Annotated in this window: 18 protein-coding genes and 1 pseudogene; 4 read left to right on the forward strand and 15 right to left on the reverse strand. The window is 72.3% G+C overall.

The window, feature by feature from the left end; all coding sequences use genetic code 11:
* The first annotated feature begins 142 nt into the window (after positions 1-142).
* Positions 143-433 carry a hypothetical protein gene (locus ACU436_RS35615; RefSeq protein ID WP_459031480.1) on the forward strand — a complete coding sequence of 97 codons (291 nt, stop codon included), beginning with the start codon at positions 143-145 and terminating at the stop codon, positions 431-433.
* On the opposite strand, the gene ACU436_RS35620 is transcribed toward ACU436_RS35615, so the two are convergent.
* The 4 genes from ACU436_RS35620 to ACU436_RS35635 are packed head-to-tail and all read right to left on the reverse strand — an operon-like array spanning position 400 to position 4,685.
* Positions 400-1,338: an MBL fold metallo-hydrolase gene (locus ACU436_RS35620; RefSeq protein WP_459031481.1), complete on the reverse strand. Its 939-nt coding sequence runs from the start codon at positions 1,336-1,338 to the stop codon at positions 400-402. The two genes, ACU436_RS35615 and ACU436_RS35620, sit on opposite strands and share 34 nt — an antisense overlap.
* Positions 1,339-1,373: 35 nt before the next feature.
* Complete coding sequence (locus ACU436_RS35625; protein WP_459031482.1) at positions 1,374-2,177, reverse strand: cyclase family protein; 804 nt, start codon at positions 2,175-2,177, stop codon at positions 1,374-1,376.
* Entirely contained in the window at positions 2,152-3,480 is a 1,329-nt protein-coding gene (locus ACU436_RS35630) for an MFS transporter (protein WP_459031483.1), read from the reverse strand. The genes ACU436_RS35625 and ACU436_RS35630 overlap by 26 nt, the downstream gene beginning before the upstream one ends.
* The gene (locus tag ACU436_RS35635) at positions 3,477-4,685 is read right to left on the reverse strand and encodes a M20 metallopeptidase family protein (protein ID WP_459031484.1); all 1,209 of its coding nucleotides are present in this window, start codon (positions 4,683-4,685) and stop codon (positions 3,477-3,479) included. Before ACU436_RS35635 ends, ACU436_RS35630 begins: the two co-directional genes overlap by 4 nt.
* Before the next feature lie 92 nt (positions 4,686-4,777).
* Here ACU436_RS35635 and ACU436_RS35640 point away from each other — a divergent pair, with 92 nt between their 5' ends.
* Positions 4,778-5,818 (forward strand): Lrp/AsnC family transcriptional regulator, encoded by a 1,041-nt coding sequence (locus tag ACU436_RS35640; protein WP_459031485.1) that lies wholly within the window; start codon positions 4,778-4,780, stop codon positions 5,816-5,818.
* 9 nt (positions 5,819-5,827) lie between these two features.
* On the opposite strand, the gene ACU436_RS35645 is transcribed toward ACU436_RS35640, so the two are convergent.
* Positions 5,828-6,367, reverse strand: coding sequence for a PucR family transcriptional regulator (locus ACU436_RS35645; protein ID WP_459031486.1), 540 nt, complete (start codon positions 6,365-6,367; stop codon positions 5,828-5,830).
* Between the two features lie 296 nt (positions 6,368-6,663).
* Here ACU436_RS35645 and ACU436_RS35650 point away from each other — a divergent pair, with 296 nt between their 5' ends.
* Positions 6,664-6,879, forward strand: coding sequence for a hypothetical protein (locus ACU436_RS35650; protein ID WP_459031487.1), 216 nt, complete (start codon positions 6,664-6,666; stop codon positions 6,877-6,879).
* Between the two features lie 8 nt (positions 6,880-6,887).
* A complete protein-coding gene (locus tag ACU436_RS35655) occupies positions 6,888-7,403 on the forward strand; it encodes a CoA transferase (protein ID WP_459031488.1) in 516 nt (171 codons plus the stop codon).
* A gap of 17 nt (positions 7,404-7,420) precedes the next feature.
* Here the strand turns inward: ACU436_RS35655 and ACU436_RS35660 are convergent, their stop codons facing one another.
* From ACU436_RS35660 to ACU436_RS35705, 10 genes and pseudogenes are all read right to left on the reverse strand, one after another.
* Positions 7,421-8,365: a LysR family transcriptional regulator gene (locus ACU436_RS35660; RefSeq protein ID WP_459031489.1), complete on the reverse strand. Its 945-nt coding sequence runs from the start codon at positions 8,363-8,365 to the stop codon at positions 7,421-7,423.
* Between the two features lie 111 nt (positions 8,366-8,476).
* Positions 8,477-10,015: an AMP-binding protein gene (locus ACU436_RS35665; RefSeq protein ID WP_459031490.1), complete on the reverse strand. Its 1,539-nt coding sequence runs from the start codon at positions 10,013-10,015 to the stop codon at positions 8,477-8,479.
* The gene (locus ACU436_RS35670; protein ID WP_459031491.1) at positions 9,999-10,958 is read right to left on the reverse strand and encodes a fumarylacetoacetate hydrolase family protein; all 960 of its coding nucleotides are present in this window, start codon (positions 10,956-10,958) and stop codon (positions 9,999-10,001) included. The genes ACU436_RS35665 and ACU436_RS35670 overlap by 17 nt, the downstream gene beginning before the upstream one ends.
* Positions 10,955-12,340 carry an MFS transporter gene (locus ACU436_RS35675; protein WP_459031492.1) on the reverse strand — a complete coding sequence of 462 codons (1,386 nt, stop codon included), beginning with the start codon at positions 12,338-12,340 and terminating at the stop codon, positions 10,955-10,957. Before ACU436_RS35675 ends, ACU436_RS35670 begins: the two co-directional genes overlap by 4 nt.
* A gap of 29 nt (positions 12,341-12,369) precedes the next feature.
* A complete protein-coding gene (locus tag ACU436_RS35680) occupies positions 12,370-13,800 on the reverse strand; it encodes an amidohydrolase family protein (protein WP_459031493.1) in 1,431 nt (476 codons plus the stop codon).
* Entirely contained in the window at positions 13,800-14,195 is a 396-nt protein-coding gene (locus ACU436_RS35685) for an SMP-30/gluconolactonase/LRE family protein (RefSeq protein WP_459031494.1), read from the reverse strand. The genes ACU436_RS35680 and ACU436_RS35685 overlap by 1 nt, the downstream gene beginning before the upstream one ends.
* A gap of 15 nt (positions 14,196-14,210) precedes the next feature.
* Positions 14,211-15,152, reverse strand: a complete 942-nt coding sequence (locus tag ACU436_RS35690; protein WP_459031495.1) for an MBL fold metallo-hydrolase — start codon at positions 15,150-15,152, stop codon at positions 14,211-14,213.
* 36 nt (positions 15,153-15,188) lie between these two features.
* Positions 15,189-15,368 (reverse strand): hypothetical protein, encoded by a 180-nt coding sequence (locus tag ACU436_RS35695; protein WP_459031555.1) that lies wholly within the window; start codon positions 15,366-15,368, stop codon positions 15,189-15,191.
* Positions 15,352-15,498: pseudogene (locus tag ACU436_RS35700) on the reverse strand (3-beta hydroxysteroid dehydrogenase); the annotation flags it as partial. The pseudogene ACU436_RS35700 and the gene ACU436_RS35695, both read right to left, overlap by 17 nt.
* A gap of 144 nt (positions 15,499-15,642) precedes the next feature.
* Entirely contained in the window at positions 15,643-16,812 is a 1,170-nt protein-coding gene (locus tag ACU436_RS35705) for an MmyB family transcriptional regulator (protein WP_459031496.1), read from the reverse strand.
* Positions 16,813-16,833 lie beyond the last annotated feature (21 nt).

Here is a 16,833-nt window from a genome sequence, read left to right on the forward strand (position 1 = left end):
CACCAAGACCGCGACCTCGGCCACGGCCCGACGGCCACCACCGACGGCACATGACCAACCAAGGGGGTCAGGTGCCGACGACGGCACGGCACTGCTGGGCAACCGGCAGGTCGCCGTCGGGCCCGACCAGGAACGGGTGGAGGTGGGTGCGCTCTTCGGCAGCGTCGACATCGTGGTCCCCGACGGCGTGCGCGCGCGGGTCGCCGGCCGGGTCGTGTTCGGCGGCACCGAGTGCGAGCAGGCCTGCAGCGAGCCCGAGCGGGAGATCGTGGTGGATGCCGTCGGTGCGTTCGCGATGGCCGATGTGATGCGCCCCGGCGAAATCTTGGCCGATGAGCGCAAGCAGGCGCGGGAGGACGCCGAGGCCTCCCGGCCTGGAGGCGCGAGCGTGGTTGGCTTTCACGACCTTCGGACCTCGGCGCGTGAGGCCTGACAGCTCCGTGCAGGTTCGTCCTCGACGGGGCGGAAGCCCGCCCAGCGCCTGATCGCGTATCCGGAACCGCGGGCCTGTACCTCGGCTGCTCCGCGACCCGGGAAGTGGGCCGGCACGAGCAGCGTCCGCTGCTCGGCGGCCTCGGCGAGGATCCGCTTCCTGCTGGCGCGGGCGGCAGCGGCGTCCTCGCAGAAGCAACTGTTGGCGTCGGGCTCGGCGATCTGCACGGGGCTGTGCAGGATGTCACCGACGAACAGCGCCCGGTCACCCCTCGACCGCAACCGCAGCACCGACGAGCCGGGCGTGTGACCGGGCGCGGGCTCCAGCGACAGGTTGGCGTCGATCACGTACCGGTCCTCCCACAGCGTCGCCAGCCCCGCCTGCACGACCGGGCGCACGCTGTCGCCGAACACCAGGTGGCTCCCCCGGCGACGCAGCCGGTCCGCGTCGGTGACCGGCGCGGGCCTGCGGTGTTCGTTCACCGGGTCGAAGTAGTCGTGATCGATCCGCGGAACGAGGTAGGTGGCGTTCGGGAACGTCGGCACCCACTGCCCGTCGCCGTAGCGGGTGTTCCAGCCGACGTGGTCGTAGTGCACATGGGTGTTGACCACGACGTCAACGTCCTCGGGACGCACCCCGGCCCGGGCCAGGTTCTCCAGGAACGGTGTCTGCAGGTGGTCGAACGTCGGGACCTGCGGGCGATCGCGGTCGTTGCCCGCCCCGGTGTCGACGAGGATGGTGCGACCCTCGCTGCGCAGCACCCAGGTCTGGATCGCGCACCGGTAGCCGTCGTCGACAGGCTCGCGGAACGTGGGCTCCAGCGCGGCGCGACCGGCGGGCGTGCTGTCGGGAACCATGTCGGCGACCGTCCGGATCCGGCCGGTCCACTCGAGCACCCGGGTCACCGACACGTCCCCGAGCACAACCGTGTCCGATGCATTCACGACCCGATCACCGCCAGCGGGCGGATCGGCGCACCCGTGGCGCCGCGCACGTTCAGCGGCGCGCCGACGAACAGGAACTCACCCGTGCCGCGCACGGCCAGGGTCTCGGACAAGACCTCCAAGGCCATCACCTCGATCAGGTTGATGCCCGCCTCGGCGAGCAGGATCCGGTGCACCGGGAGCGCGGCGAGCCCTCCCCCGGCGGGGATGTGTTCGAGCACGATCGTGTCGGCCCCGACGGCGGCGACGCCCCGCTCGGCGAGCCAGCGGGCCGCGTCCGGGTCCACGCCGGGTACCCCGTCGGTGCCTCCGAGGTATGCCGGCGGGTCGTCCCAGAGCTGCGCCCACCCGGTCCGGACCAGTACGACGTCCCCGGGGCGGGGTTCGGGCGCTGCGCGCAGGTCCGCCACGCGCACCGGCTCACCCGGCGCGAGCCGGGCCACGCCGCGGGACCGGGGGACGTCCACGAGCACGCCGCGCCGCACCAGCGGCAGCACCCGGTCGATGCCGTGCGTGCGGTAGCGGCCCGCGTCGACGGCGTCGGCCACCGGCACGCCGCCGTGCAGCAGCCCGTCCACCGCGACGTGGCTCAGCGCGTCCATGTGGGTGCCGACGTGACCGCCGAGGACCATCACCTCGTGCGAGCCGGTCAGGCCGTCGGCGCGCACCACGTCACCGTGGCGCTGCCGGAGCGCGAACTCGAAGGCCGGGTGGGTGGGCGAAGCGGGCATGCCCACCTCCAAGGGCTGGGCGAGGTCGACGACCTCGAGGCCGTCACGCAGCAGGTCGAGCGGGTTCACGCGCACCACCTTCCCGTCCGGGGTGGAGGCCGCCGGCCGCGAGGTCGCGACCACGCCCCTCGCGCAGCGTCAGCACGGTGACTGCGGTGACCACGAGGAGCGCCACCACGTACGCGGTGAAGGCCGGGCGGCCCAGCGTGGTGCCGACCCAGGTCTGCAGGTAGGGAGCGGTGCCGCCGAACGCGGCGACCGCGATCGAGTACGGCACGGCGAGGCCGACAGCGCGAATGCGGGTCGGGAACATCTCGGCGTAGGCGGCCGGCAGGATCGCGACCCCGGCGCCGATGAACACCATGGCGATCGCCATCGCGATCCCGAGCTGCACCGCGTCGCGCACCATCGCCTGCAGCGGGAACAGCAGCGCCGCGGTGCCGACGGAGCTGATCAGGAGGACGGGGCGCCGCCCGATCCGGTCCGACAGCGCTCCCCACGCCGGCTGGACGACGATGAGCACCAGGCTGGCCAGCACCCCGGCCAGCAGCGCCGCACTGGAGTCGATCCCCAGCTCGCTGATCGCGTAGGCGGGCGCGGCGATCACCCAGGAGTAGTAGACGACCGTGAACCCGACCGACAGCCCGACAACCTGCGCCGCCTCTCGGCGGTGGCGCACGATCTCCGGCCAGATCCGTGGGCGTGCACCGGCAGCGGCCTCGCGGCTGAACGCCTCGGTCTCCTCGAGCGAGCGGCGGATCCACAGGGCGACCAGGCCGAGCATGCCGCCGACGACGAACGGGATCCGCCACCCGAATTCGGCCATCTGCGCGGGCGACAGGGTGAGTGAGAGGACCAGCCCGAGCAGCACGCCGAGCGTGTTCCCGCCGACGCTGGCGATGTAGATGACGCTCGACCAGAGGCCCCGCCGTTCCGGCGGCGCGGCCTCGGCCAGGTACGTCTGGGCCGAGGGCAACTCGCCGCCCGTGGCCAGCCCCTGCACGACCCGGGCCAGCACCAGCACGACCGACGCCCCGACCCCGATCGTCGCGTACGTCGGCGAGATCCCGATCATCAGGCTAGCCGCGGCCATGCCGCCGACGGTGAGCGCCATCATCGGGCGGCGGCCGACCCGGTCGGCAAGCCGCCCGACGACCAGGCCGCCGACCGGCCGGGCCACGAACCCCACCGCGAAAACGGCGAGGCTCGACAGCACCGCCGAGACCTGGTCGTCCGGGGCGAAGAACTGCGCCGCGAAGAACGGCACGAAGATCGCGTAGATGCCCCAGTCGTACCACTCGAGGGCATGGCCGAAGCCGATGGCGAGCAGCGCGCGGCGGGCGCGCCTGCGCGCATCGGGAACTGGGGTCATCGCTGGTCCTCCGGGTTCCGGGCGGGGCCGGGCCGACCGGCCCGGCGCAGGGCGAGCTCGGCGTGCAGGGCGGCCCCGAGCGCGAGCACGGCCTCGTCGAACACGGCGTGGCCGCTGTGGTTGAACGCCGTCTTCGCAGGGTCTGCCCCGTCCGGGAGGGCGCCGAGCGCGACGAACGCGCCGGGCACCTCGGCGAGCACACGGGAGAAGTCCTCGGCGCCGGTGAACGGGTGCTCCAGCGGGCGCAGCCACTCCTCGCCAAGCGCCTCGCGCACCGTCTCGTCGACGAACGCGACCTCGTCCGCGTCGTTCACGGTGGCGGGGCGCTCGCGGACGAACCGCGCGTCGACCTCGACGCCGTGCGCGGCCGCGATGCCGTCGAGCAGCCGCCGCGCCTCGTCGCCGACGCGGACCGCGGCCGCGTCGGAGAAGGTCCGCACGGTGGCCTCGAAACTCGCCGCCGCCGGGATGATGTTGCGCCGCGTCCCGCCGTGCAGCACCGTCGTCGTCAGCACGACGGGGTCGAAGACGTCGATGCGCAGCGTCTGCAGCGCCAGCACCATCTCGGCCGCGACCACGACCGGGTTCCGCGCCAGGTGCGGTGTGGAGGCGTGACCGCCCGCCCCGTACACCGTCACCTCCAGCGCCGAGGACGAGGCGAGCATCGCGCCACGGCGGGTGTGGAACCGCTGCGGAAGGGTGGAGAACGCGTGCATGCCGTACGCGGCGGCCACCCGCAGACCGGCCGCGTCGAGCACACCCTCCTCGATCATCGTGCGGGCGCCCTCCCAGCCCTCCTCCCCAGGCTGGAACATCAGCACGACGTCACCGGGCAGCTCCACCCGCCGCGCGGCCAGCAGGTGCGCGGCGCCCAGCAGCATCGCGGTGTGCAGGTCGTGGCCGCAGGCGTGCATCACGCCGGGAATCGAGGACGCGTAGCGCAGCCCTGTCAGCTCCTGCACCGGGATCGCGTCCATGTCCGCGCGCAGCAGCACGGGCGGGCCGTCCCCGCCCCCGCGCACCACGGCGGTGACCGAGGTGGCCGCCGTGCCCGTGCTGATCTCCAGCGGCAGGCCGTCGAGCGCGGCGAGCACCGCGTCCTGCGTCCGTGGCAGCTGTAGCCCGACTTCCGGGTTGGCGTGCAGGTCGCGCCGCCACCGCGTGAGCTCGCCCGCCATCTCGCGGGCCTCCTCCAGCACCGACACGCCAACCTCCGGTCTCGACGTCCGGCGCAGTCTGCGCATCGACTGCGCGACACGGCCCGGAATCCACCGATTCGTGCAGCAAGATGGCTCTTGTGAGCAGATCCGCGCACGCCATGGGCGAAGACGAGATCGACGAGCACGACCTCGCGTTGCTGCACGCGCTCCAGATCGCGCCGCGGGTCTCGTGGGCCGCGGCGGCCCGCGTCCTCGGCTCGAACCCCGCCACCCTCGCCGCCCGCTGGGACCGGCTGCGCGAGCGCGGGCTCGCCTGGGTCACCGCACACCCGGGCGGCAGCTACCGCCACGTCACGCTCGCGCTGGTCGAACTCGACTGCCTGCCCGGCGCGCGCAGTTCCGTCGTCGAGGCGGTGTGCCGCGACCCGCGGGCGGTCACCGTCGAGGAGTCCACCCGCGGCCGGGACCTGCTGCTCACGGTCATCACCCCGGACCTGGCCGCGTTGACCGCGTTCGTGCTCGACGACCTCGAAGCCCTGCCCGGCGTGGAACGCCAGCGCACCTACGTAGCCACCGCGATCCACCGGCACGGCACCCACTGGCGCCTCGACGCGCTCGACCCGGCGCAGGCCGACGCCTTGGAGGCGGAACAGGCCCGCTCGACCCCGGCGAAGCGGACAACCCCACCCGCGCAGGCGTGGCCGCTCATCGAAGGGCTGGCCGTCGACGGCCGGCGCACCGCGGCCGACCTCGCCAGGGCGACGGGCCGCAACACCGCGACCGTGCGCCGCCAGCTCGCCCGGCTCGTCGCCTCCGACCTGCTGTCGTTCCGCTGCGAGCTCGCCACCGAGGTGTCCGGTTGGTCGGTGAGCAGCACCTGGACCGCCCACGTCGAGCCGGCCGATCAGGAGCGCACGATCGCCGCGCTGGCCACCCTCCCCGAGCTGCGGATGTGCCTGTCCATGACCGGCGACGCGAACATCGCGATGACCGTGTGGACCCGTTCCCTGCACGACATGCTGCGGATCGAGCGCCTCTTCGGCGAACGGCTGCCCTGGATGCGGCTACGCGAGAACGCGGTCAACCTGCGCACCCCCAAACGCATGGGCTGGATGCTGGACGAGCACGGCCGGGCGACCGGACAGGTGGTGGTACCCACCGCGCTCGCCACGCGCTGATACCGCGGCTCACGGCCGGTACCCGGTGCGGCGCACCCATTCATGCCGGCGCAGGGCCCACCACACCTCGCTCGTCTCCTGCGCCGACCGCATCGTGATCCCGCTCAGCATCTTCACCTGGTTGATCCGGTACCGAAGGGTGTTCGGGTGCACGACGAGCGCACGGGCCGCGACCGCGGTGTTCATGCCCGCCGCGAGGAAGGCGTCCAGGGACGCGACGAGCTCGGCGCCGAACTCCCCCTGGTCCAGAAGCGGGGCGAGGATGCGATCGACCAGTACGTCGCCGATGTCGTGCTCGGCGGCCACCGCGACGCGTAGCGAGAGCTGCTGCAAGGTCTGCGGCCCGTGGCGCCCGAACTGCGCCGCGACCTCCATGACCCGGCTGGCGACCCGGTAGGACTCGTGCAGGTGGCGGAGCTCGACGGCGGGTCCGACGGCGACGGTGGGGCCCGCCACCGGGATCACCTCGGCGGCGGCGAGCACGCCCGCCGCGTCCCCCTCGACGACGGCCCCGACCGCGTCCAGGTGGTGGGTGGCCGCCCACCGCACGATCTCCTGCAGGAGCGAGGAGGCCGACCCGTCCTCCGCCGGGCGGGCCCGGAACGCCCGGTAGCGCGCGCCCGCAACCAGACCCAGCGAACCCCGCGAGCACCGTGGTCTCGGGTGAGAGCGCCTCCTGGGTGAGGAGACGGCGCAGGATCTCCACCCGGCGGGACTCGGCCGTCCTGGCCATCTCGAGGTCCTCCTCGCGGTGGGCGACCGCGTACTCACGACTGACCAGGTCGTTGACCTCCCAGAGAACCCGGATCCCCTCGAGCTGGACCGCGGTCGGGATCCCCAGCTGCGTGGCCGTCTCGATCGCGAACTCCCGCAGGTACTGGAACGACACCCGGATCGCGAGCAGCACGTGCTCGATCCGGATACCGGACCTCGCGCGCTCCGCGGCCACGCTCACGTCGCTGATCCGCTCCGGGACCCGACCGGCGGTCAGGGCGGTCGCCGCGGTCTCGACGTGTTGCAGCAGCGAGTGGCGCAGCGACGCCCGGGCCACCGACTCGTAGCCGGGCACGTGGCTGTGGATCTCCTCGATGATGTCCTCGGCGAGCACTTCCGCGCGCTCCTGCAGCCGCAGCGCGACCCCGTCGAAGGCGCCCGGCGCCCACCCACCGCGTTCCCGCATGCCCGCTCCTTCAGTCCGGTGCTGCACCCGATGATCGATCCTGTTGTGCCGCCGCGGCTCAGCACCGACGAGGCCCTCGCGCGGTTCGAGTCGGTCGACCTGCTGTGCGCGCCGCAGCTGACGGTCCAGGAGGCTCTCCGGCACCCGCAGGTGCGCCACAACGGGCTCCTGGTCGAGGTCGGGGTCGCCGACCAGTTCCGGGCCCAGCTCGTCGGCTACCCGGTCCACCTCTCGCGGACCCCCGGCGCCGTGCGGCGGCCGGTACCCCGGCTCGGGCAGGACACCGTCGACGTGCTCCGCGAACTCGGACTCGGGACGGAGGAGATCGACCGGCTCGGCGGAGGGGGAGCGATCCGCACACCGGCCCACCGCGACGCCGCCCGGCGCGCGGCGCAGTACCTCTGACCCCGGCGCCCTGTCCGCTACGCGGTGCGGGGCGGCCGATCTGGTGAGCTCTCCGATCCGACCCGGCCACGGAGTGCGGCGAGCTCGCCGAGTCGTACCCCGGCCATCTCGATGACCGCGTGCGCGGCGGGCGAGGGCCGACGTCCCGCGCGGGTCACCGCCACGAGCTGCCGCTCCAGCACGGGAGCGAACGCCACCGCGCTGAGAACGCCCGCGTCCAGGTCGTCCCGAACGAACGTGTACGGCAGGACGGAGCAGTACTCGCCGCGCGCGACGAGATCCTTGACCATGTGGATGGAGTCGGTGCGGGAACCGATGTCCTCGGAGACCTCCCCGAGCTCGACGCTCGCGCGCAGGAGATCGTGGAAGCCCGGAGTCAGGACGAGCCGGAGGGACCGGAGCGCGCCGGGAGTGGCGTGGTCGCCGAGGGCGGCGAGCACGTCCTGCTTCCCGACGAGCAGCATCTCGTCCGAACCGACCGCGGTGACCGACAGGTGCGGCCTGGCGTGACCGGGCTGGTGGGTGAAGACGGCGAGGTCCAAGCGCCCCGCCTCGACCCACTCCCCGAGGAACATCGGCAGGGCCTCGACGATCTCGATGCGGGCCTGCTGGTGCTCGTCGGCGAATCTCTCCTCCAAGTAGCCGGCCAGCCCGGGGACGAGCGACGGTGACAGGCCGAGCCGCACGGTGCCCACCAGCGACGCAGCCGCTTCCCGGACCGCCGACTCGATGTCGTCCACGTAGCCGAGAAGGGTCTGTGCCATCCCGTCCAGGCGGGCACCCGCCAACGTCGGGCGCACACCATCGGGCAGTCGGACCAGCAGCTCGACGCCCAGCTCACGCTCGAGCGCCTGGACCTGCTTGGTCAGGGCGGGCTGGCCGACGTACAGCTTGCGGGCGGCGCGGCTGAAGCTCCCCTCGCGCACGATCGTCGTGAAGTACCGGATCTGCCGGATGTCCACCAGGCCCCCGTCCCGACCGGTCGGCCGCGCCGGCGATCCGGGATGGGCGCGCTGTCACGGCTGCACTTCCGGCACCGTAACAAGCAGTATTCCCATGGGGAATGCTGCCGCTCAGCCTCGCCGCAACAGGAACCTCTGGATCTTGCCGCTCGGCGTTTTCGGCAGCGTCTCGACGAAGTGGACGGCGCGGGGGTAGGCGTGGCGCGAGTACGTGTCCCGGACGAGGACCTGGAGCTCGCGGGCCAGCACCTCGTGCCCTTCCGGTGGGGCGCTCGTGACGACGAACGCCTCCACGACCTCCCCGCGGATGCCCTCGGGGTCCGGCCTGCCGACCACGGCCACGTCGGTGACGGCGGGGTGGGTGACCAGCACGCTCTCGACGTCGAACGGACCGATGCGGTACCCCGAGGCCAGGATGACGTCGTCGTCGCGGGCGGTGAAGAAGAAGTACCCGTCCTCGTCGACGCGGCCGGCGTCCCCGGTCAGGTACCACCTCCCGGCGTCGGTGAAGCGCTCGGCCGACTTCTCCGGCGCGTCCTGGTAACCGCCGAACCAGAACAGCCGGCTCGCCGACGCGTCGACGGCGATCTGGCCGTCCACCACCCCGGCGCTGAAGCCCGGCAGCGGGTGTCCCATCGAGCCCGTCCGGATCGGGCGCACGACGTCGTCGTGCCAGTGGTTGCCGATGACCATGCCCAGCTCGGTCTGGCCGTAGTGGTCCCCGATCGGGACCCCGAACGTCGTCTCGCCCCACTCCACCACGTCCGGGGTGAGCGGCTCACCGGCGGACGAGGCGCGGCGCAGCGAGATCGACCCGGCCGCCGCCCCCTTGCTCATGGCGCGGTACATGGTGGGAGCACCGGCGAAGTTGGTGACACCGAACCGCTGCATCACCGCGGTCGTCGACTCCGGGGTGAACGCCCCGCGGAACAGCAGGTTGGCCCGCCCGCCGACCATCGGCGCGACGATGCCGTAGTAGAGCCCGTAGGCCCAGCCGGGGTCGGCCGCGTTCCAGTAGACGTCGTCGGCGCGCACGTCGAGCCCGTGGTGCAGGTAGCTGTGGAAGGCGGCCAGTGCCCGCACCGGGACGACGACGCCCTTCGGTTTCCCGGTGGTGCCGCTGGTGTAGAGCTGCAGGAAGGCACCGTCGCCGCCGACGGCCTCCGAGGTCGTCCACGGCGCGCTGTCGCCGACGAGCCGGTCGAACTCCGCGCCGGTCTCGAGCACGTCGACGTCCTCGAGGGCGTCGAGCTTCGCCCGCTGCTCCGGCTCGGTCAGGACCAGCCGGACCCGTGCGCTCTCGACCCGCAGCCGGATCGCGCCGTGGGCGAAGGCCGTGAACAGCGGCACGTGCACCGCACCCAGCCGCCACAGCGCCAGCAGCGTGACGACGAGTTCGGGACGCTTGGACATCAGGACCGCCACCCGGTCCCCGCGCTCCACGCCACGCTCCGCGAGGCCGGTGGCCAGGCGCCGCGACCCGTCGGCGAGCTCGCCGTAGGTCATCGTCGACCCCGCCAGGTCCTCGTCCACGAACCGGAAGGCGACCGTGTCCGGGTCGTGGCGGTCGCACAGCAGGATGGCGACGTTCGCGTCGGGCGCGGCGTAGTCGCTCAGCCAGCGCTCGACCGTGTCATCGATGTCCGGCACCGGACTCCTCCTCGGCTCGCAGCGGGATGACCTCGACCCCCTGCGTCACAGTCTGTCGGGTCTCCCCCAACCCCGCCCCGCTGAGGCTCACCACGTCCCCCGGCTGCAGCCAGCGCGTGAAGTCCCGGAGTTCGGGGGTGTCGACGTGCTCGAGGAGGCAGCCACCGGGAACCGTGCCGGACCCGATCACCGCACCGGGCGGGAGGTCCGTCCCGCGCGAGATGTAGGCGAGGAGCTCGCCGAACGTCCAGTCCATCTGGGCGGGGGTTCCGCGGGTCAGCTCATCGCCGTTGACCGTCGCGGACAGCTCGAGCACCAGTCGCCCGTCGCGGCGGTACGGTTCGAGCTCGTCGACGGTGACCAGTGCGGGCCCCAGCGTGATGGCGCTGTCCTTGCTCTTGGCCATCCCGATGCCCTGGGCCATGTCCACGACCTGGTGGTCGCGGGCGGTCCAGTCGTTGTAGAGCGTGAAGCCCGCGATGTGCTCCTCGGCCCGGCGCGGGTGCAGGTCGCGGCCACCCCGCCCGATCACTGCGCCGAGCTCGAGCTCGAGGTCGAACATCGTGGAACCCGGCGAGATCGGGACGTCGTCGTAGGGCCCGACGATCGCGTCGGCGTTGGCGAAGTAGAAGGCCGGGCTCTGCGACCACACCTCGGCCAGCCGGTCGTCGCGGCCGATCGCCCGGTAGCACCCGCGGAGGTGGTCGAGGAAGCACAGCCCGTCCCGCACCGACGGCGGACGGCGCAGCGGGGCGAGCAGCCGGACGTCGGCCAGCCCGCGGACCTCCGCGGGCGCGCGCCGCGCGTCCTCCCCCGCCTCGGCGAGGCTGCCGCCGGCCAGCAGGCCTTCAAGGGTCGTGCCCGCAGCGAGCCCGCGGACGGACTCGCCGTCGAGCACTCCGGTGTGGACGCCGTCCCCCGCCTCGTAGGTGACCCACTTCATGGCATCGCTCCTTCGAATCCGGGCCGGCCGGTCGCCGCGGGATCGCCGGCCGTCGAGAACCCCCCGGCCGGTCGTGCGCCTCGGCCGAGGTAGGTGCGGACCCGCAGGACGACGAAGGCGGCGACGATCGTCAGGCAGCACGCGACCAGCACGACGTACATCGGCGCGCCGAGACCGACGGTCGCGACGAGCCACACCAGGATCAGGTTGAGAACGCCGCCGAGCACGGCGACGACGATGTTGTAGGGCAGCGAGAAGCCGGTTTGCCGCACCTCGGTCGGGAAGATGACCGAGACCATGCCGGGGGCGGAGGCCGCGATCCCACCGGCCGACAGCGCCGCGGGCAGCTGGATCCACACGGCGAGGCCGGATCCCGGGGGCAGGGTGGGGAGGACGAGCAGCAGCAACACCGTGGTCGCCGCGGTCGACAGACCGGCCCAGAGCAGCATCCGGCTCCAGCCGTAGCGGTCGGCGACGTAGCCCCATGCCGGCATCGACGCCATCGCGCCCGCGATCGAGATCAGGCTGGCGACCAGCGACGTCGTCGAGGAGTAGCCGAGGACGGTCTGCAGGTAGGTCGGCCAGAAGTTGAAGTAGGTGACGTTGACGAGCGTCAGGGCGACGACGAGGAGGACCGCGAACGCGACCGGACGGCGATGCTTGTCGAGGACCTCACGGACGGGAGCGACCGGGCGCCTGCCCTCCTCGAGGGTCTCGCGGACGAACGCGGGCGTCTCGTCGATCCTGCGCCGCAGGTAGATCGCCACGGCCCCGAGCAGTCCGCCGACGACGAACGGGAGTCGCCACGCGAGCGAGGGCAGATCCGGGGTCAGGTGCGTCGCCACGAGGCCGGCCACGAACGCCGCGGCCGCTCCGAGCAGGAACCCGCTGTAGGCCGTCATCTGCTGGAACGCGCCGGCCCGGGCGACGCCGTCCGGCCGGGCGTGCTCGGTGACGAAGACCGCGGCCGCGGGGATCTCCCCGCCCACCGCACAGCCCTGGGCGACCCGCATCAGCAACAGCAGCACCGGCGCGAGCACGCCGACCTGGTCGTAGGTCGGCAGCAGCCCGATGCCCAGCGTGGCCACCGACATGACGACCACGGTCAGGATGAACAACCGCTTCCGCCCGACCCGGTCGGCCACCCGGGCGATGAGGATCCCGGCGACCGGCCTGATCAGCAGGCCGGTCGAGTAGATGGCGAAGGTCTGGACCAACCTCATGGTCGGCGACATGTCCGGGGGGAAGAAGGCCTGGCCGATCAGGGTCGCCACGTAGAGGTAGACGACGAAGTCGTAGTACTCGAGCGCGGCACCCAAGGAGCCCAGGCGGATGTTCCGCCTGGCCCTCCGTTCGGCCTCGACCGATGATGATTGCGTCATTGCAAGCCATCCTTTGTGTGAGGCGGGTACTAGTCGTCGAAGTCGACGGCGGCGTGCGGCCAGTCCACTGCGTTGATCAGGTGGTCGTGGGACTCCTGCACCCGGCGCCGGACCTCGTCCAGGTCGACGCCGACGAGGCGACCGTCCCACTTGACGATGCGGCCGTTCACCAGCACGGTGCTGACGGACTCCACCCCCGCGCCCTGCACGACCGAGGCCAGGACGTTGTTGCGCGGGAAGAGGTGCGGCGCCGAGGTGTCGACGAGGATGACGTCGGCCTTCTTGCCCGGAGTCAGGGAGCCGGCGACGTCCCCCACGCCGCAGTTGTTCGCGCCCTGCTGGGTGGCGGACTGCACGATCTCCCGCAGGGTCGCCGAGGCGCTCCCGCAGCGGTGCCGGTCGAGGCGCTGCACCAGGTGGAGCGCACGCATCTCGGCGAACATGTCGATCGCGTAGGTCATCGGGTTGTCGTTGCTCAGACCCGGCCGCAGCCCCTGCTCGACCCACTCGCCGTACGGGATCCGGCCGTACCGGAACTGGCTCTCGATGCGGGGGCACACGTTGACCTGCGCCCCGTTGTCGATCACGAGCTGCCGCTGCTCACGGGAGAGGAAGTTGGCGTGGTTGATCGCTTCCCGGCCGTCGAAGGATCCGTCCGCGTACAACCGGGCCAGGTCCTGCTTCTCGATCCCGCTGTCGAAGGAGAACCACAGGTCGAGCTCCTTGCGCACGGGCAGGAGGTCGGTGAGGTCGTCGAGACCCGCCGCGTAGAGGCGCATCGTGCACAGGTCGTCGTCGCCGCCGAAGTACCGGTCCCGCAGCCGCCCGGCGTCGGCCGGGAACGTGCCGGCCCAGGTGCCCGCACGAGGAGCGCCCATGGCGTGCACACCCCGCACCCCGGAGGCGAGGAGCGCCTCGACGCCGGCGTCGGAGTGCTCGGGCGAGCGGGCGTTGTGCATGTTGTCGACGACCGTGGTGATCCCGCCGTTGAGCGCGGCCAGCAGGGTGTTCAGGGTGCCCGCGTAGATGTCCTCGGGCCGGCATGCCGGCGCGAACGCCCGATGGGCGGCGTACATGTAGCTGCGGCCCGACACCGGGGCACCGCCGACGGCGTCCTCGGTGGTCTGCGGGATGTTCTCCGGGATGATCCGGCCGAGCGACCCCTCCCAGCAGTGGATGTGCGGGTCGCAGAAGCCCGGCATGACGATGTGGTCGCGCGCGTCGACGACGACCGCCCCCGGCGCGGAGATCGAGGCCCCGACCTCGGCGATGCGGTCCCCGACGATCAGCACGTCGCCGACGGCGAAGTCGCCCACGGCACCGTCCATCGACAGCACCGACCCCCCTCGGAGGAGGATCTGCTGGTCCGCCTCCACCCGCCGGGCGGCATGCCGCTCGCGGAGGGCCTCGAGCCTGCGCTCGGCGGACGGGTCCGGTCGCACGTTCTCGTCAGCACTCATCAGACCTCGATTCCACGATCCGGACAGACCCGGCCCAGCGTCAGGTCGAAGCCGAAGCAACCGACCCAGCACGTCCCCTGCGGGTCGACCGCCATGTCGTTGATCTCGCCCACCGCCAGGCCACGCAGGTCGGCGTGGGTGACCAGGGTGCCGTCGGGCTCCCGGCGCACGATGCGGTTGTCGAGCATCGACGCGACCAGCAGCCGGCCGTCGGGCAGGAAACCCAGGCCCGACGGCTGCCCCTCGACGGTGGCCTCGACCCGCGCGTCGGTCCCGTCCTCGCGGACGCTGAGCACCTCGTGGGCGTAGCAGTCGGACACCCACACGCGGCCCGCTCTCCACCGCGCCCCCTCGAGGAATGACCGCTTGTCCAGTACGACGTCGAACTGTGCCATGGTCATCCTTCCCGATCAGCTGGCGTCGTCGGCGAGCACGATCTCCATCGCGTCCTGCCACGAGACAGCGGCGAGGCCGGGCCGCAGCTCGGCGTACACCGCGCGGATCGACTGGAACGCCCGCGACGCGTGCGGCCACAGGCGGTACTCGCCGGGGTCGAAGCTGCGGTAGGCCTGCTCCAGGGGCGTACCGGCCTCCACGCACCGGGTCGCGTGGTCGAGCAGGCGGGAGAGGTAGTCGCGCGCATCGCGGACACCCGCGGTGCCGGCGACCGGGCCGTGGCCGGGCACGACGACCGCCGGGTCGAGCGAGAGGATGACCTCGCAGGCGGCGATGTAGTGCGAGACCGGACCCGCCCACACGATGGGTGTGGAACGGTGGAAGAGGATGTCGCCCGCGTAGACGACGCCAGCTTCGGGAACGTGCACGATCGCATCGCCGCCGGTGTGCGCGGGCCCCACCTCGCGCAGTTCCACCGCGCCGTCGCCGACCTTCAGGGTGTGGGCACCGTCGAACGTCTCGGTCGGGTGGACCGGTCGCCAGCCCTCGTAGTCGTAGATCGATGCACGCCACCGCGACCAGCGGCGCAGCGCGGTGCCCTCCTCCCCGACCTCGGCGAGGCGGCGGGGATCGACCCGCAACGTCCGCATGCCGTCCGCGGCGGCCGTGGTCGCGACGATCCGGGCGTCCTCGAAGAACATGTTCCCGAACCAGTGGTCACCGTCCTCGTGGGTGTTGACCACCGTCGTGACCGAGTCGGACCCACCGAGCTCGGTGGCCGCCGCGCGCACGGCACGGGCCCGCCCGACATCGTTCTGGGTGTCGATGACCAGCATCTCGTCACCAACTCGCACGATCCCCGAGTTGCTCAGCCCCCAGCTGCCGGGTGGTTCGAACCACGCCCAGCAGCTCGGGGCCACTTCGTGCAACCCCCGGGAGAACGGCACGGATGACATCGGTGTCTCCTGTCCATGATCGTGTGCTGGCCGGGGTCACCCCCACTTGCCGCCTGCGCCGGGCGCGAAGTAGTGCCCCTGGTCCAGGTCCGCGAGCAGGCCCGGCTCGCGCGGGGCCCAGCCCGTCAGCTCACGGGTGAGGGCGCTGGAGGCCGGGCCGTCGATACCGAGGAACGTCGCGAGGAAGCCGAAGTGCTCGTCGACCTGCGCCGGCACCTCGCGCCTCGACGGCGGCGTCCGAGGCGTCCGACCGGGCGAGCCCGGTGGCCACGTGCCGCGCCCCGACGAGCTCGGGAACGACCGCGGAGCCGATCCATCCCGACGCGCCGGTGACCTGCACGCGCATGACAACACCTCCGACGGGACGGATTTCAACGACCTCACAAAACGCCGGCCGCCTTCGTCGAGCAATCAGCCGGGGAACCGTTGCAGAAACGCTAGCAGCGGCGCCGCGCCGGAACCAAATGCACATTTATCATGGCGAACATTCCTAGGAGGAATAGGATTCCGTCACGTGCTCTGCTGCCGTCAGTCCGCGTCCACGCTCGCGCTGAACTCGAGGATCGCCTGGGCGACGTCGTGGGGAGCTTCCATTGCGCCGGCCTCCGGTCGCGCCGCCTGATCGCCGCTGAACTCGAAGTACAGCGTCGGGACGTGGACTCCGCGGCGCAGCGCACGAAGTCCGCGTTGGTGTGGTGGGCCGACCCAGCACGTCCCGGTAGAAGGCGACGCGGTCGACTACCGGGTCGGCGGCCGGCTGCCCCTCACCCGGACCGGGATCGGCATAGCCCTGCTCGCCCACGCCCCCGGCCAGGTGCGGGACCGCGCTGGCCGGCGCGGCCGACGAGAGCACCCTCCGCCGGCTCCCGGCCACGGTCCGCAGGGAAGGCGTCTGCGCCGTGACGGTCCCCAACCCGCTCCGTACCGGGCCTCCCACGATGTCGACGGTCGCCGCCCCCATCCTGAGCCACCGCGGCGACGCGGTGGGTGCGCTGTCGCTGGTCGCACCCGAAGACTGCGCAGCGAACTCGGCGGAGACCTCCAGCAGCGATCTGATCATCGAGCGGGCTTCGAGGTCGTTTCCGGCTCGCCGGGCGGCGGCTGCCCGCAGATCCGCGACGAAGGCGCGGGACTGGGCTTCGTGGTCGGCTTCGGGATACAGACGCCGGGCGTCAGGTTCGGTGAACCACCGGTGCACGAAGCTGGCGCGCACGCCCCGGAACCCGGAGTGGTCTCCGAGCAGCGCCACGGCGAGCGGATTCTGCACGAGGGTGACGTGCAGGTCGGTGATCACCTGCGCAGGTGTCGACGTCAGACGATCGAGCAGATCGAGCATGCCGGGGTGCACGTGCGCGGTGGCTCCGCCGTGCACGGGCACCGGGCGATCAGCGAGGTGGTAGAGGTAGTCACGCTCGTCAGCGGTCAGGCGCAGCGCCCTCGCCAGCGCGGCGAGCATCTGCTCGGACGGTTGGGACCCGGCTCCGCGTTCGAGCTCGATGTAGTACTCCACCGATGCGCCGGCGAGCTGGGCCACCTCGTCCCGGCGCAGCCCCGGCACCCGGCGCCGCGGCCCGGACGGGAGACCGACGTCGGCCGGGCGGATGCGATCGCGCCGCGAACGCAGGAACACCCCCAGTTCGGTGTACTTCGCAGAACCCACGCCCACCATTCTGCGCCCGGG

Source organism: Pseudonocardia wallangbongensis, assembly GCF_054486945.1.

Coding starts and splice junctions, on each gene's coding strand:
- ACU436_RS35630 (WP_459031483.1), bottom strand. CDS start 3,480: ATGACCCCAGTTCCCGATGCGCGCAGGCGCGCCCGCCGCGCGCTGCTC.
- ACU436_RS35670 (WP_459031491.1), bottom strand. CDS start 10,958: ATGAAGTGGGTCACCTACGAGGCGGGGGACGGCGTCCACACCGGAGTG.
- ACU436_RS35675 (WP_459031492.1), bottom strand. CDS start 12,340: ATGACGCAATCATCATCGGTCGAGGCCGAACGGAGGGCCAGGCGGAAC.
- ACU436_RS35680 (WP_459031493.1), bottom strand. CDS start 13,800: ATGAGTGCTGACGAGAACGTGCGACCGGACCCGTCCGCCGAGCGCAGG.
- ACU436_RS35685 (WP_459031494.1), bottom strand. CDS start 14,195: ATGGCACAGTTCGACGTCGTACTGGACAAGCGGTCATTCCTCGAGGGG.
- ACU436_RS35690 (WP_459031495.1), bottom strand. CDS start 15,152: ATGTCATCCGTGCCGTTCTCCCGGGGGTTGCACGAAGTGGCCCCGAGC.